This window comes from Micromonospora sp. DT48 (genome assembly GCF_049844495.1).
Taxonomy (GTDB): domain Bacteria; phylum Actinomycetota; class Actinomycetes; order Mycobacteriales; family Micromonosporaceae; genus Micromonospora.
This window is the reverse complement of sequence record NZ_JBNCLE010000004.1, coordinates 323479-336737: the sequence shown is the minus strand read 5'-3', so window position 1 is coordinate 336737 and position 13259 is coordinate 323479. Positions and strand designations below refer to the sequence as shown.

General features: G+C 71.3%; 10 protein-coding genes and 1 riboswitch. Of the genes, 5 read left to right on the top strand and 5 right to left on the bottom strand.

The features are described from left to right. Positions 1-23: 23 nt before the first annotated feature. The 5 genes from ACLQ2S_RS02305 to ACLQ2S_RS02285 are packed head-to-tail and all read right to left on the bottom strand — an operon-like array spanning position 24 to position 5444. Positions 24-797: a GTP-binding protein gene (locus tag ACLQ2S_RS02305; RefSeq protein ID WP_425701008.1), complete on the bottom strand. Its 774-nt coding sequence runs from the start codon at positions 795-797 to the stop codon at positions 24-26. Beyond that, entirely contained in the window at positions 775-1254 is a 480-nt protein-coding gene (locus ACLQ2S_RS02300; RefSeq protein WP_155214430.1) for a DUF742 domain-containing protein, read from the bottom strand. Before ACLQ2S_RS02300 ends, ACLQ2S_RS02305 begins: the two co-directional genes overlap by 23 nt. Further along, positions 1251-1721, bottom strand: coding sequence for a roadblock/LC7 domain-containing protein (locus tag ACLQ2S_RS02295; protein ID WP_309222419.1), 471 nt, complete (start codon positions 1719-1721; stop codon positions 1251-1253). The genes ACLQ2S_RS02300 and ACLQ2S_RS02295 overlap by 4 nt, the downstream gene beginning before the upstream one ends. Then, positions 1718-4285 (bottom strand): nitrate- and nitrite sensing domain-containing protein, encoded by a 2568-nt coding sequence (locus ACLQ2S_RS02290; protein ID WP_425701007.1) that lies wholly within the window; start codon positions 4283-4285, stop codon positions 1718-1720. The genes ACLQ2S_RS02295 and ACLQ2S_RS02290 overlap by 4 nt, the downstream gene beginning before the upstream one ends. Next, the gene (locus ACLQ2S_RS02285) at positions 4272-5444 is read right to left on the bottom strand and encodes a hypothetical protein (protein WP_425701006.1); all 1173 of its coding nucleotides are present in this window, start codon (positions 5442-5444) and stop codon (positions 4272-4274) included. Before ACLQ2S_RS02285 ends, ACLQ2S_RS02290 begins: the two co-directional genes overlap by 14 nt. A 370-nt stretch (positions 5445-5814) precedes the next feature. Here ACLQ2S_RS02285 and ACLQ2S_RS02280 point away from each other — a divergent pair, with 370 nt between their 5' ends. The 5 genes from ACLQ2S_RS02280 to ACLQ2S_RS02260 all read left to right on the top strand — a co-directional run bounded on the left by ACLQ2S_RS02280 (position 5815) and on the right by ACLQ2S_RS02260 (position 13249). Beyond that, on the top strand, positions 5815-8682 hold the full coding sequence (locus ACLQ2S_RS02280) for an alpha/beta fold hydrolase (protein WP_425701005.1): 2868 nt from the start codon (positions 5815-5817) through the stop codon (positions 8680-8682). Continuing rightward, entirely contained in the window at positions 8682-9581 is a 900-nt protein-coding gene (locus tag ACLQ2S_RS02275) for an ABC transporter permease (protein WP_155214434.1), read from the top strand. Before ACLQ2S_RS02280 ends, ACLQ2S_RS02275 begins: the two co-directional genes overlap by 1 nt. 173 nt (positions 9582-9754) lie before the next feature. Next, positions 9755-10201 carry a DoxX family protein gene (locus ACLQ2S_RS02270; protein WP_155214435.1) on the top strand — a complete coding sequence of 149 codons (447 nt, stop codon included), beginning with the start codon at positions 9755-9757 and terminating at the stop codon, positions 10199-10201. 129 nt (positions 10202-10330) lie between these two features. Beyond that, positions 10331-10466: riboswitch (SAM riboswitch) on the top strand. Positions 10467-10475: 9 nt separating this feature from the next. Next, positions 10476-11762: a threonine synthase gene (gene thrC, locus ACLQ2S_RS02265; protein ID WP_155214436.1), complete on the top strand. Its 1287-nt coding sequence runs from the start codon at positions 10476-10478 to the stop codon at positions 11760-11762. A gap of 467 nt (positions 11763-12229) precedes the next feature. Further along, positions 12230-13249, top strand: coding sequence for a GNAT family N-acetyltransferase (locus ACLQ2S_RS02260; protein ID WP_155214437.1), 1020 nt, complete (start codon positions 12230-12232; stop codon positions 13247-13249). The last annotated feature ends 10 nt before the right edge of the window (positions 13250-13259 follow it).

The window sequence follows — 13259 nt, the reverse complement described above, 5'->3', positions numbered from 1 at the left end:
GAGGGGCCCGTGAGCCGATCGGCTCAGGCCCGCTTCTCCCGGGTGGCCCGGTCCAGCGCACGGTCCAGGACGACCAGCAGGGCGTCCCTGACCGAGAGCCGGTCCCGCGCGTCGAACTGCACCAGAGGTATATGTTCGCCGATCGCCAGCGCCCACCGGATCGCACCGAGGTCGTGCGCCAACCGCCCGTCGAAGGCGTTCACCCCGACCACGAACGGCAGCCCCGACCGTTCGAAGAAGTCGATCGCCGGGTAGCAGTCGTCGAGCCGGGCGCTGTCGACCACCACCAGCGCACCGAGCGCACCCCGGGCCAGGTCGTCCCACATGAAGCCGAAACGGGTCTGGCCCGGTGTGCCGAACAGGTAGAGCTTCAGGCTGCGGTCGATGGTGACACAACCGAAATCCATCGCCACCGTGGTGGTGGTCTTCCCGGAGCGCTGACCGGGGTCGTCGACCCCGATTCCGGCGGTGGTCATCTCCGCCTCGGTGGTCAGCGGAGCGATCTCCGAGATCGAGCCCACGGTGGTGGTCTTGCCGACCCCGAAGCCGCCGGCCACCAGGATCTTCACCGGGATCGGCGGCTTCGCCCGGTGGCGCGTACCCGTGCCGGACGACGCCGCGGCCGGCGGCCGGTACGGCGGGGGTACCGGGGCGGGATGGGCCGGCGGCGGCGGCGCGGGGGCCCGGCCGATGGACGGCGGTGGCGGCGCGGAACCGCCGTAGCGGGTCGCGGCGCTGTTGGCGGCGAGCGCGCCCGGTGGTGCTGCGGGCCAGTCAGGAGATTGCACGAAGTCCATCAATCACTCGCAGGATGACATCGGGGTCGAGGGCGTCGTCGGCATCGGTCACGTGCACGTCCAGATGGCCGGCGGCGCGCAGGTCGCCCACCAGCACTCGGGTCACGCCGAAGTGCAGGCGGGTCTTGGCGGAGATCTCGGCGACCGAGATCGGCTCACTACACAGCGCCACGATCGCCTGGAGTTCGGGGCTCAACCGGGTGGCTGTGACACTCCACGGCTCGGTGGCCGGTCGGGCGGTCACCTGTGTCTCCAGGCCGATCGTGGGATCGGCACCGGCCACCCGGCCGGCGGTCAGCACGAAGGGGCGCGGCCCGGTCGGTCCGACCTCCTCGGGCTCCGATCCCGCCGCCGGTGCACCTGCCGGGCCGGCGGAGCCGACCGGGGAGGAGTCGCGCAGGTAGGGCCGGATGCGGATCACCGGCTCCTGTTCCGCACCGGCGGCGTCGGGAGTCATTGCTGCACGGAGTTCTTGAGTTCGGCGATCAGGCGCGGGGTGAGCGCGCCACCGGCTCGACCGGCGAAGAGGGTCATCTCGTAGGCGACGGTGCCCAGGTTCGCCGACCGGTCCGCGACGACGCCGAGCACCGAACCGCTGCTGATCGCGCTGATCAGGAGATAACCCTCGGCCATGTCCACCACGACCCGGTTCAGGCCGCCCAACGCGTACCAGCTGGCGGCCCCACCGGCCAGGCTGGTCATGCCGGAGACCACCGCGGCGAGGCGCTCCGCGTTGGACCTGTCCTTGATCGCGGACATCGCCATCAGCAGACCGTCCGACGACACGGCGATCGCCTCCAGCACCCCTGCGGTTCCCGAGGTGAAGGAGTCCAGAAGCCAGTTGAACGTCCGGGCCTCGGGGCTGAGGTCACCGGCCGGATGGTTCTGGTGGTCGAGGTTCTCGTGCACGTGCGGGCTGGTCACCGTGGCGTTCCTTCGTTGTCGTTACGGACGTCGCGCAGAGCCCGGGCGACGCCCGTCTCGAACGCGTTGATGCGATCGCGGACCTCGGCCGGGTCACCCGGGTCCTGGGCGACCGGTTGCTGCGGTCGCTGTGCCATCAGGTTGGCACCGGGCACTCTGCGGGACAGGTGCGACATCCCCGGGGGAGCCGGTGGTTCGACCGGCTGTGGCAGGGCGTCGGCGTGGCTCTGCTCGGCCCGGCGTACCCCGGACTCGAACGCCTCGACAGCGGCGCGGGCGGCGATCGGGTCGACGTCGGTGACGCCGCCGCTCTGACCCGCCTTCGGCGTCGTCTTCGGCAGGCTGGCTCCCGGAACCCGCTGCCGGATGCCGGGCATCGGAGCCGGTGGGGCCGTCGACACCGGTGCGATCTGCGGCACCGTCACGGTCGCCGGGTCGATTCCGCTCGACGGTCGCGGGCCGGTCAGCTCCGGGGCCTCCGGGGCGGTGGCGAAGGCGTCCCAGGACTCGGAGACATCCAGGCTCTCGGTTGCCCGGGTCAGCAGCGTCGGGTTGAACCCGGCCGGCACCGTCGCCGGCTCCGTGGTCGGGTCGAGCGCCACCGGGGTCTCCCGGGCCGATGACGCCGGCGGGAGCTGGTGCCGGTTCGGGCCGGCGGCCACCGGGGTGGCCCGGCCGACTGGCGGCACCGGGGGGCCGGGCGGCTCGGGCGTCCCGACGACCAGGGAGGTACGAGGAATTCGGAGGGTGGCGGTGACACCGCCACCCGGAGTGGCGGACAGGTCGACCGCCCAGCGGTGCCGACGGGCCAGCCGACCCACCACGAACAGCCCCAACACCTCGGTCGGCGCGAGGTCCAGCCGTTCCCGCCGGGTCAGCCGGGCGTTCTCGTCGGCCAACCGTGCCTCGGTCATGCCGATGCCGTGATCCACCACGGTGAGCTGTACGCCGTGCTCGTCGAGTTCGCCGCTGACCAGCACCCTGGTGTGCGGCGGCGAGAAGACGGTGGCGTTCTCCATCAGCTCGGCGAGCGCCAGGACCAGGTCGCCGACGATCGCCGGGGCCGCCTCGGCCTCGGTGGGCACCTGGACGTCCACCCGGGTGTAGTCCTCGATCTCACCGAGGGCGAGGCGGACCACGTTGGCCAGCGGGACCGGCGCCATGTGCGCCACGTCGCCCACCGCACCGGAGAGCACCACCAGGTTGCCCGCGTTGCGCCGCAGGCGGCTGGAGATGTGGTCGAGGCGGTAGAGGTTCTCCAACCGTTCCGGGTCGGTCTCCTGCTGCTCCAACCGGTCGATCAGGGCGATCTGTCGACCGACCAGGTTCTGGGTACGCCGACCGACGTGACCGAACATCTGCGCGACGTTGCGTCGGCTCGCCGCCTGCCGTTCCACCAGCCGCGCCGCCGTGCTCTGCACGCGTTCGAAGGCACGGGCCAGGTCGCCGACCTCGTCCCGGGCCCGGACGTCGATCGGGTCGAGGCGAACGGGTTGGGCGTTGTCGACCTCGTCGTCGGCCACCCGGACCAGCTCGGACTCGGCGACCCGGGCGACCCGGTCGGCGGAGCGGGTGAGCCGGGTCAACGGTCCGGTCACCGTCCGGCCGATGGCCAGGGCGAGCAGCACCACGCCGACCAGGATCGCCGCCACCAGCGCGGTCACCCAGTACGCCCCGAACAACGCCGCCTGCCGCTGCGCGCGTACCTCGGCGGTCACGTCGGCGACCAGCTTCTTCTCGACGAACTGACCCAGTGTGATCAGTGAGGAGACGGTCGGGAAGAGGGCCTGGACGGGGATGTCCGCCACCGCTGCCGCCGGGTCCTGGGCGCTCTGCTGGAGGAACTCCGGGCTGGTCCGGGCGGCCACGGCGGTCTGCTCGATGTTCACCAGCGCCTGCTGCTCCGGGGTGAGCAGGCCGAGCATCTTGTTGCTCTCCGACTGGAGGGTGGCCATGTTGGCCACGAAGGCGGTGGCGAACTGTGGGTTGTTCGTGGTGGCGACCAGCACGATCAGTGCTCCGCCGCCGCTGAGTCCCTCGCTCTTGCGCAGGATGCTGTCCAGCGCCAGCGTCTGCCGCCCGGCGGGGGTTCGGGTGTCCACGTCGTACGGCAGCCGCAGCGAGTCGATCAGGTCGAGGTGGATCGGCCCGTACGCGCCGACGATCTGCGGCGGTTCCGCCTGCCCGGCCAGGACCGCAGTGCGCAACCCGGCCAGTTGCTGGACGCCGTCGAGTGCCCGGTCGACCTCGGCCGGAAGGTCAGAGTCGAACTCGGTCCGCAGGTCGACGATCCGGTCGTCGACTTCGGCGATCTCCTGCACCAGCGCGCTGCGCTCGACCTGCCCGAGCAGGAAACCGATGGCGAGCATGCGTTCCCGCTGCATGTGTTGGAGCAGGGTGCCGACCCGGCTGGCGAGCTGGACGGTCTGGTCGATGTCGCCGGCTCGTTGGGCCACCCCGGTTCGTTCCCAGACCACGGGCAGGGTCAGGCCCAGCATGCAGAGCAGGGGAACGGTCACCAGCAGGGTGAGCTTGCCCCGGATCCGGAGCCTACCGAGCAGCATCGAAGGGCCTCCACCGATCCGGCTCCTGGAGCTGTCCCACCGGCTGGAGCGCCGGTGGCTGCTCGCCGGGGTGTACCCCGACGGGATCCCGCCGGAGGTCGGCCGGCGACATCGGCGTCACGTCCTCCGACATCCTCGCCGGGGTGTCTCGCCGTGGGGACCGCCAACTGCTCACCATGAGGCCGACCAGCAGCAGCGCGGCGAGCGCGCCCGCGCCGAGGATCAGCAGACGATCCCGGTCCAACTCGTCGAGTCGCTCCACCAACAGCCGGTCGATCTCGTCGAGGAGGACCGGTTGGAGCAGCTTCGCGGCCTGTTGTGCCTCGTTACGGGAGGCCAGCAGTCGGGTGGTGTCGAACGTGCCGGCTCGGCCGGTCGGCTGTGAGTACAGGGCCAGCGCCTCCACGGCCCGCTGGTAGGCGTCGAAGGGGGTGAGCACGTTCGCGCCCAGGTCGGCGCTCTCGGTGTTCTCCACCACCGCCCGCAGGTTGTTGGCCAGGTCGTTGGCGGGTTGCAGCGCGGCAGCCCGCAGCGTGGCCAGCTGGCTGAGCGACTGGACCCGCTCGTCGGCGGGCCGACGGTTGATCAGCACGGCCAGGTCGGTGAGCCGGGCGACGGCGACCACCGCCTCCGGCATCTCCTCCCCGACGCCGTCCTGGAGGAAGTAGGCGTCGGCGCTGGAGTCCCGGATCAGGCCGGAGGTCTCCCGGACCTTGCCGTGCAGGGCCAGCAGCAGGTCGGTGGCCTCGCCGTACACGGTGAAGGCGGCCTCCGGGTCGGCGAGCGGGCGTTCGGGCAGGGCCTCCAGCTTCGCGCGGAGTCCGGCCCACCGCTCGCTGGTGCTCAACTCGCCGCCGATGCGCGCGTCGACCGCGGCGGCCCGCTCGACCGCCTGGTCGAGGGTGTCCCGGCGCAGCGACCGGTCGGTGACGGCGGCGCTCTGTGCGTCGACCAGCGCGTCGGTCACCGGGCCGAGGGCGCGGAGGTATTCGACGCCGAGTCGTTCCCGGGCGAGGACGTCGCGGTCGGCGTCGACGAGTTGGTGTGCCTGAATGACGAGAAACGCCACGGGCACCAGGAGCGCCGTGGCGAGTAGCAGCGGCAACAGCCGGCCCGGTGTTCGGGATCGGCGACGCACCCGCGAAGCGGGAACGGTCATGGTCTGTCTCCTCCGGCGTGGCGCAGGGTTGTCCGACGGCGTCGACGAGCCGGTCCCGTGCGCCGGACCGGAAAACTAATCGAAGCCCGCAGGTCTGGGATCGGTCTGCAACCGTCAGCTTTGCGTCACTTCGAGCGATGTGACTTACGGCGATCGATTTCTGCACCGTCGGTGGCGCTGGTCCAGGGGATAGGCGCGCTTCAGTATGGAATCGGTGAAAGGCGGGAATTTCCATGATGTGAGTTCGCCCTGAAGGTTCGCCGACTGGACGCTGTGCGGACGACCGCCGCCGGATGACGATCGGGCTACCAGAACGGACGTACGGCGGATCTCAGCTAATACTCAGGTCGCGGGCCGTACCGTGTGCCCAATGAGATCGCCGTTCTCGGCCGCGCGGATCCGACGCGCCCTGCCCACCGGTCGCCGGGCCGTCGCCGCCACGGTGGCCGCCGGTCTGCTGGCGGTCGCCCTGGTGTGGGCGGCCTGGCCGGACCGACCGGGCTTCCGCACCGAGTCCGCGATGCTCACCGTCCGTTCCGGACCCAACGGCGACGAGCCGGTCGACCTGGACACCACGCTGTATCTCCCGCGTGGCGCCGCCGCTGGTAGTGCGGTCCCGGCGGTGCTGCTGGCCCACGGCTTCGGCGGCACCAAGGAATCCGTCCGAGCCGACGCCGAAGACCTGGCCGACCGGGGCTACGTCGTCCTGACCTGGACCGCTCGCGGCTTCGGCCGCAGCGGTGGCCAGATCCACCTGGACAGCCCCGACCACGAGGTTCGCGACGCCCAGCGGTTGCTGGACTGGCTCGCCGAGCGTCCGGAGGTCCGTACCGACGCCGCGGGTGACCCCCGGGTGGGCGTGGTCGGCGGCTCCTACGGCGGCGCCCTGGCGCTGCTGCTCGCCGCGCAGGACCAGCGGGTGGACGCCATCGTTCCCATGATCACCTGGAATGACCTGTCCCGTGCCTTCCTGCCGGAGAGCACCGGTGGCGAGCCGGTCGACGGCGTGTTCAAGTCCGGCTGGGCCGGGATCTTCTTCGGGGCCGGCGGGAACCTCGGCTCCGGCCCGGACGGAATGACCGGCACCAGCGCCGAGACTCCGGAGGGCGCGCCGGGTGCCGGGCCACCCAGCCCCGCGCCCGGTCAGGGCCCCGGCACCGCACCCGGCGCGCCGACCGGCGGCGGGCTGCCCGATCCCTCCTGCGGCCGGTTCGCCGCCGACGTCTGCGCCGCGTATCTGCGCATCGCCACCACCGGGCGGGCCGACCAGGCCGCCGTGGACCTGCTGCGTCGGTCCAGCCCGGCCGGTGTGCTGAACCGGATCGAGGCGCCCACCCTGCTGATCCAGGGCGCGGCCGACACCCTCTTCCCGCTCGGTGAGGCCGACGCCAATGCCCGGGGCATCGCCGCGAACGGCACGCAGGTGCGGGTGGCCTGGTTCACCGGCGGGCACGACGGCGGCTCCGGGCCGCAGACCGACTCCGACCGGGTCAGGTTCCTCACCGCGCAGTGGCTCGACCACTGGGTCGCGGGGACCGGGGAGGCGCCGGGCCAGACCTTCACCTTCTCCCGCATCGCCGGCTTCGACGCGATGGACCGGGGCCTGGTCGCCACCGGCTACCGCACCGACGACTACCCCGGTATCGGCGGCGACTCGCGCACCGAGGTGACCGTGACCGGCCCGGCCCAGCCGGTGGCCAACCCGCCCGGCGGCAACCCCGCCGCGATCTCCTCGGTGCCGTTCGCCGGCTCGTTGGGGTCGCTGCTCGGCGGGGTGGCCGGTGACATACCGGGGCAACACGCCCGGTTCGAGTCCGAGCCGCTGGCCGAGGCGGTCGACATCGTCGGCGCGCCGACCGTGTCCCTGCGCGTCGCCTCCAGCAGCGGCGAGGCGGTCCTCTTCGCCAAGCTCTACGTGGTCGACCCGGAAGGGGCGGCCACCCTGCCCAGCGGACTGATCGCGCCGATCCGGCTCAGCGGCCTGCCGGACAGCATCGACGCCGCGGCGCCGGTCACCGTGACCCTGCCCGCGATCGTCCACCGGGTGGAGGCCGGGCACCGGCTCCGCCTGGTGGTGGCCACCTCGGACCAGGCGTACACGACCCCGAGCGAGCCGGTCGTCCACACGGTCGCGGTCGGTGACGACCCGGTCAGCCTGCCGACGGTCGACGCCGACCCGATCCCCACCGAGGCGGTCCTCTGGCGCTGGATCCTGGTGGGGCTGCTCGCCGCGATCGTGATCGGGCTCGTGGTGCTCGTCGCCGTGCTGCGCCGGCGGCACCGTCGCCAGGACACCTCGGTGCATCCGGAGTACGCGAACACGCCGCTGGCGGTACGCCGACTGCGCAAGGAGTACGCCGACGGTTTCGTCGCGGTCTCCGAGGTGGACTTCGAGGTGCATCCCGGTCAGGTGGTCGGGCTGCTCGGGCCCAACGGCGCCGGTAAGACCACCACGCTGCGGGTGCTGATGGGGCTGACCCAGCCGACCGCAGGGGAGATCTACGTCTTCGGGCACCGGCTGGTACCCGGCTCACCCGTGCTGTCGCGGATCGGCGCGCTGGTGGAGGGGCCGGGATTCCTGCCGCACCTGTCCGGTCTGGAGAACCTCAAGGCGTACTGGCGGGCGACCGGCCGACCGGAGGCCGACGCCCACTTCGAGCAGGCCCTGGAGATCGCCGGGCTGGGTTCGTCGGTGCACCGGCGGGTGCGCAAGTACAGCCACGGCATGCGGCAGCGGCTGGCCATCGCCCAGGCCATGCTCGGCCTGCCGGAACTGCTGGTGCTCGACGAACCGACCGACGGGCTGGACCCGCCGCAGATCGCCGAGATGCGTCGGGTGCTCCAGCGGTACGCCACCGACGGTCGGGCGGTGCTGGTCTCCAGCCACCTGCTCGCCGAGGTGGAGCAGACATGCACCCACGCCGTGGTGGTGAACAAGGGCCGGATCGTGGCTTCCGGACCGGTCGAGGAGATCGTCGGTGACTCGCCCAGCGTGCTGGTCGAGGTGAGCGACGCGGTCGCCGCCCGGGACGTGCTCGACGGTCTCGGTGGCGTACGCGTCCTGGACGACGCCGACGGACAGTTGGTGGTCGACACCAACGGCACCGCCCGCAGCGAGGTGGTTGCCGAGTTGGTCCGGGCCGGGATCGCGGTGGACCGGGTGGTGCCCCGGCGTCGCCTGGAGGACGCATTCCTCGCCCTCGTGGGTGAGAATTCCCGAGGAAGCGGGGACCGGTGATGACGCGCTCGACTGTCGACCCGACGCCGGAGCAGACCGGAGTGGCCGCCTCGGGTGCGGCGACCGGTTACCGGCCCGCCCGGACGCTGCCGTTCGGTGCGGAGTTCCGCAGGCAGGCATCGCGCCGACGCACCCAGCTGGCGCTCGGCTTCATGGTGCTGCTGCCGTTGATCATTCTGATCGCGTTCCAGTTCGACACGAACGACGACGACAACGGCAGAGGCGAGTTCGGCAGCCTGATCGATCTCGCCACCTCGGGTGGGCTCAATTTCGCTCTCTTCACCATCTTCGTGTCGGCCTCTTTTCTGCTGGTCGTGGTGGTGGCGCTGTTCTGCGGCGACACGGTGGCGAGTGAGGCGAGTTGGGGGAGTCTGCGTTACCTGCTGGCGATCCCGGTGCCGCGGGCTCGACTGCTCACGGTGAAACTGCTGGTCGCGCTCACGTACTCGGCGCTGGCGTTGGTGCTGCTCGCCGGTACGGCCCTCACCATCGGCACGCTGCGCTACGGCTGGTCGCCGCTGCGCAGCACGGTCGCCGCGCAGTTGGAGCCGGGCGAGGGGCTGCTGCGGCTGCTTGCCGTGCTCGGCTACCTGGCCATCGTCCTGCTGGTGGTCGCGGGTCTGGCGTTCCTGCTCTCGGTGACCACCGACGCGGCGCTCGGCGCGGTGGGCGGTGCTGTGCTGCTCTGGATCCTCTCCAGCATCCTGGACCAGATCACCGCGCTCGGCGTGATCCGGTCGTTCCTGCCGACCCACTACAGCACCGCGTGGTTGGGCTTGCTCTCCACGCCGGTGCAGACCGACGACATCGTCCGGGGCACCGTCTCGGCGGTCTGCTACGCGACCGTTTTCTGGGGTCTGGCCTTCTGGCGCTTCACCCGCAAGGACGTCACCAGCTGACTTATGCCTGGTCGGCCGCTGTTCACTTTACGGCTGGCGAAACGGAGGGCTGTCTCGCGGAAGTTCCGACGGCTAAGCTTGATGTGGGAGCGTTCCCACGTAGAGAGATTGCATCGACAACTATCTATAGATCTCGCATTCTGGTACCACCACCCCACTAGTAGGAGGTACCAATGCGAGTTGACCGGTTCGGCGGGCCGGCATTGTCCCTGTTCCGCATTGTGATCGGGTTACTCTTCCTGATTCACGGCATGTCGTCTGTGTTCGGTCTCTTCGGCGGCAACCGTGGCACCGGCGAGGCGGTGCCACTCGGCGAGTGGCCCGGCTGGTACGCCGCGCTGATCCAACTGCTCTGCGGCGGCCTGGTGCTCCTGGGGCTGTTCACCCGGCCCGCGGCTCTGCTGGCGTCGGGTTCGATGGCCTACGCGTACTTCGTGGTCCATCAGCCCGAGGCGCTGCTGCCGATGCGTAACCACGGCGAGTTGTCGGTGCTCTTCTGCTGGTCGTTCTTCCTGGTCGCGGTGCTCGGTCCGGGTACCTGGGCGGTGGACAACCTGTGGCGACGAGGTGCGTCGACGGTCGCCGTCGGTGAGGACGAACGACGTTCCGTGCCGGCCTGACCGGCGACGCTCGGCGGCGGTGCCGGTGGGTGCGACCGGCACCGCCCAGGCGGGTTCGACCGCTCACAAGCTGGGATTGACCTGCGACGGCCCCAGTCGGAGTGCCTAGACTCGGCGGCACAACTGCATACCTCATCCAGAGGGGCTGAGGGATACGGCCCGACGACGCCCCGGCAACCACCTCGCGCGCTCGACGCTGAGCGTCCTGCGGGGCAGGTGCCAATTCCGTCCCCGCCGCAGGGTGCGATGCGGGGAAAGATGAGAGGACTTCGACATGACGTCGACGCTCGCCCCGTCCGGCATCGACACCTCCGCCAGCCCCGCCCGTGCCCTGGTCTGCCGGGCCTGTTCGGCTCGATACCCGCTGGCTGCCCAGCACGCCTGTTACGAGTGCTTCGGCCCGCTGGAGGTCGACTACGACCCGGCGGCACTCGCCACCGTGACCCGCGAGCAGATCGAGGCCGGCCCGCGCAACCTCTGGCGCTACGCCGCTCTGCTGCCCGTCGGCCAGGACCCGGCCACCAGGGTCACCCTGGACCCGGGGTTCACGCCGCTGGTGGCCGCCGACCGGCTCGCCGCCGAGTTGGGCATCACCGCGCCGCTGTGGGTCAAGGACGACAGCGCCAACCCCACCCACTCGTTCAAGGACCGGGTGGTGTCGGTGGCGCTGACCGCCGCCCGGGCGCTCGGCTTCTCCCGGTTCGCCTGCGCCTCCACCGGCAACCTCGCCAACTCCGTCGCCGCGCACGCCGCCCGGGTGGGTACGCCGTCGGTGGTCTTCATCCCCAGTGACCTGGAGCAGGGCAAGGTCGTCACCACCGCCGTCTACGGCGGTGATCTGGTCGCCATCGACGGGTCCTACGACGACGTGAACCGGCTCTGCGGCGAGTTGGTCGAGACCGACGAGTTCGAGGACACCGCGTTCGTCAACGTCAACGTGCGGCCGTACTACGCGGAGGGATCCAAGACGCTCGGCTACGAGGTGGCCGAGCAGCTCGGTTGGCGGATCCCGGCCCAGGTGGTCATCCCGATGGCCTCCGGCGAACTGCTCACCAAGATCGACAAGGCGTTCAGTGAGCTGGTCGAGATCGGCCTGGTCGAGGCGCCGGCCGACGGCTGGAAGGTCTTCGGCGCGCAGTCGACCGGGTGCAACCCGATCGCCACCGCATTGCACGCCGGCACCGACGCCATCACCCCGGTCAAGCCCACCGGCATCGCCAAGTCGCTGAACATCGGTGACCCGGCGGCGGGACTGTACGCCCTGGAGGCGGTGCGGCGTACCGATGGCTGGATGGACCACGCCGACGACGACGAGATCCGGGCGGCGGTGCGGCTGCTGGCGCGTACCACCGGGGTCTTCGCGGAGACGGCCGGTGGCGTGACCGTGGCGGTGCTGCGCAAGCTGGTCGAGTCGGGCCGGCTGGACCCGGCCGCCGAGACGGTGGTGTTCAACACCGGCGAAGGGCTGAAGACGCTCGACGCGGTCGCCGGTCAGGTGGGCCCCACCCACCGGATCAAGCCCTCGTTGCGGGCCGCCCGGGACGCGGGCCTGCTGGGCTGACCCGACCCGTGGGCTGTAAGCGGCATTTCGCAGGGAGTGAGCAAAACACGCCCCCGGGGACTTGACGGCCGCAAACGGACGGCGCAAGATGCTCCGTGCGGGAGGGCGTTTCGCCGTAGACTTTCAGTCTTTACGACCCAGCGCCGGAGGCGTTGTGCGATCGACCCTCCCGACCAACGTCCGAGCGGGCCAGCGAGAACTCGCTGGCCCGCTCGCCTGTCTGTGGCGCATGCTGCCGCGATGACTGTCACCGTCACCCCCTTCGGCCCCGCCGACGAGCAGACGATCGAGTAGGCATGCCCGATCGGCGCGGCGTACGTCGCCGCCGACCTGCCCGATTACCCACCCTTGTCCGGCAACGGTTCTCGGCGATGATCTGCCATCAGATGCCGGGCACGTGTCGATCAGCCGGTGACCGGCGGAAAACCGGTGGCGGTGAGCGTCGGCCGCCCGGCAGGCTCGCGCCCATGGCCATCACTGTCACGCCGTACGACTCCACCGACGAGGCAGCGCTCGACGACGCGTACCGGGTCGTCGCCGCAGCGCAGGCGGTGGACCTGCCCGACCTGCCGGTGGGGGACCGCGACGAGTTCGAGCTGCTGGTCGCCCACCCGCCGTACGGCAGCGTGATCCACCAGGCGTTGGCCCGGCGTGACGGTGTGGCCGCCGGGCACCTGCGGATGCGGCTACCGCAGCTGGACAACACCGCGATGGCCACCGTCGAGCTGACCGTCGACCCGGCGCAGCGTCGGCGCGGCGTGGGCCGGGCGCTGCTGGCGTACGCCCGGAAGGTGGCCGTCGAACAGGGCCGGAAACGGCTGTTCGGCGAGACCCCGGGCCCGCTGCCCGGCGGGCCGGGGCGCCCGGCGCCCGGGGCGGCCTTCGCGGCGGACGCCGGAGCACAGGCCGCGCTGGCCGAGGTGCGGCGGCGGCTGGAGCCCTCGCGGCTCGACCAGGCGAGCCTGACCGCGCTGCTCGACGCCGCCCGCGAGCGGGCCGCCGGCTACCGGACGGTGGCGTGGCAGGGGGCGGTCGCCGAGGAGTACGTGGCCGACATCGCCCGACTGGAGGGCCGGCTGCTCATCGACGCGCCGATGGGTGACCTCGTCATCGAGGCGGAGCAGGTGGATGCCGTGCGGATCCGGGAGTCGGAGCGGGTCCAGCGGCTGCGGGGACGACGGCGCTACCACGTCGGCGCGGTGCACGAGGCGACCGGTCGAATGGTCGCCTGGACGGTCATCGACCGGGGGCCGTCCACGCCGTGGCACGCCTGGCAGGAGATCACCATCGTCGACCCGGCGCACCGGGGCCACCGCCTCGGTCTGCTCGTCAAGGTCGAGAACCTCAGGCACGCGTTGGCCCACGAGCCGGAGCTACGCGCGATCGACACCTGGAACGCGGCGGCCAACGAGCACATGATCAGCATCAACGAGCAGCTCGGCTTCTGCCCGGTCGACGCCTGGACCGACTGGCAGCTCGCCATCTGAAGTTGTGACA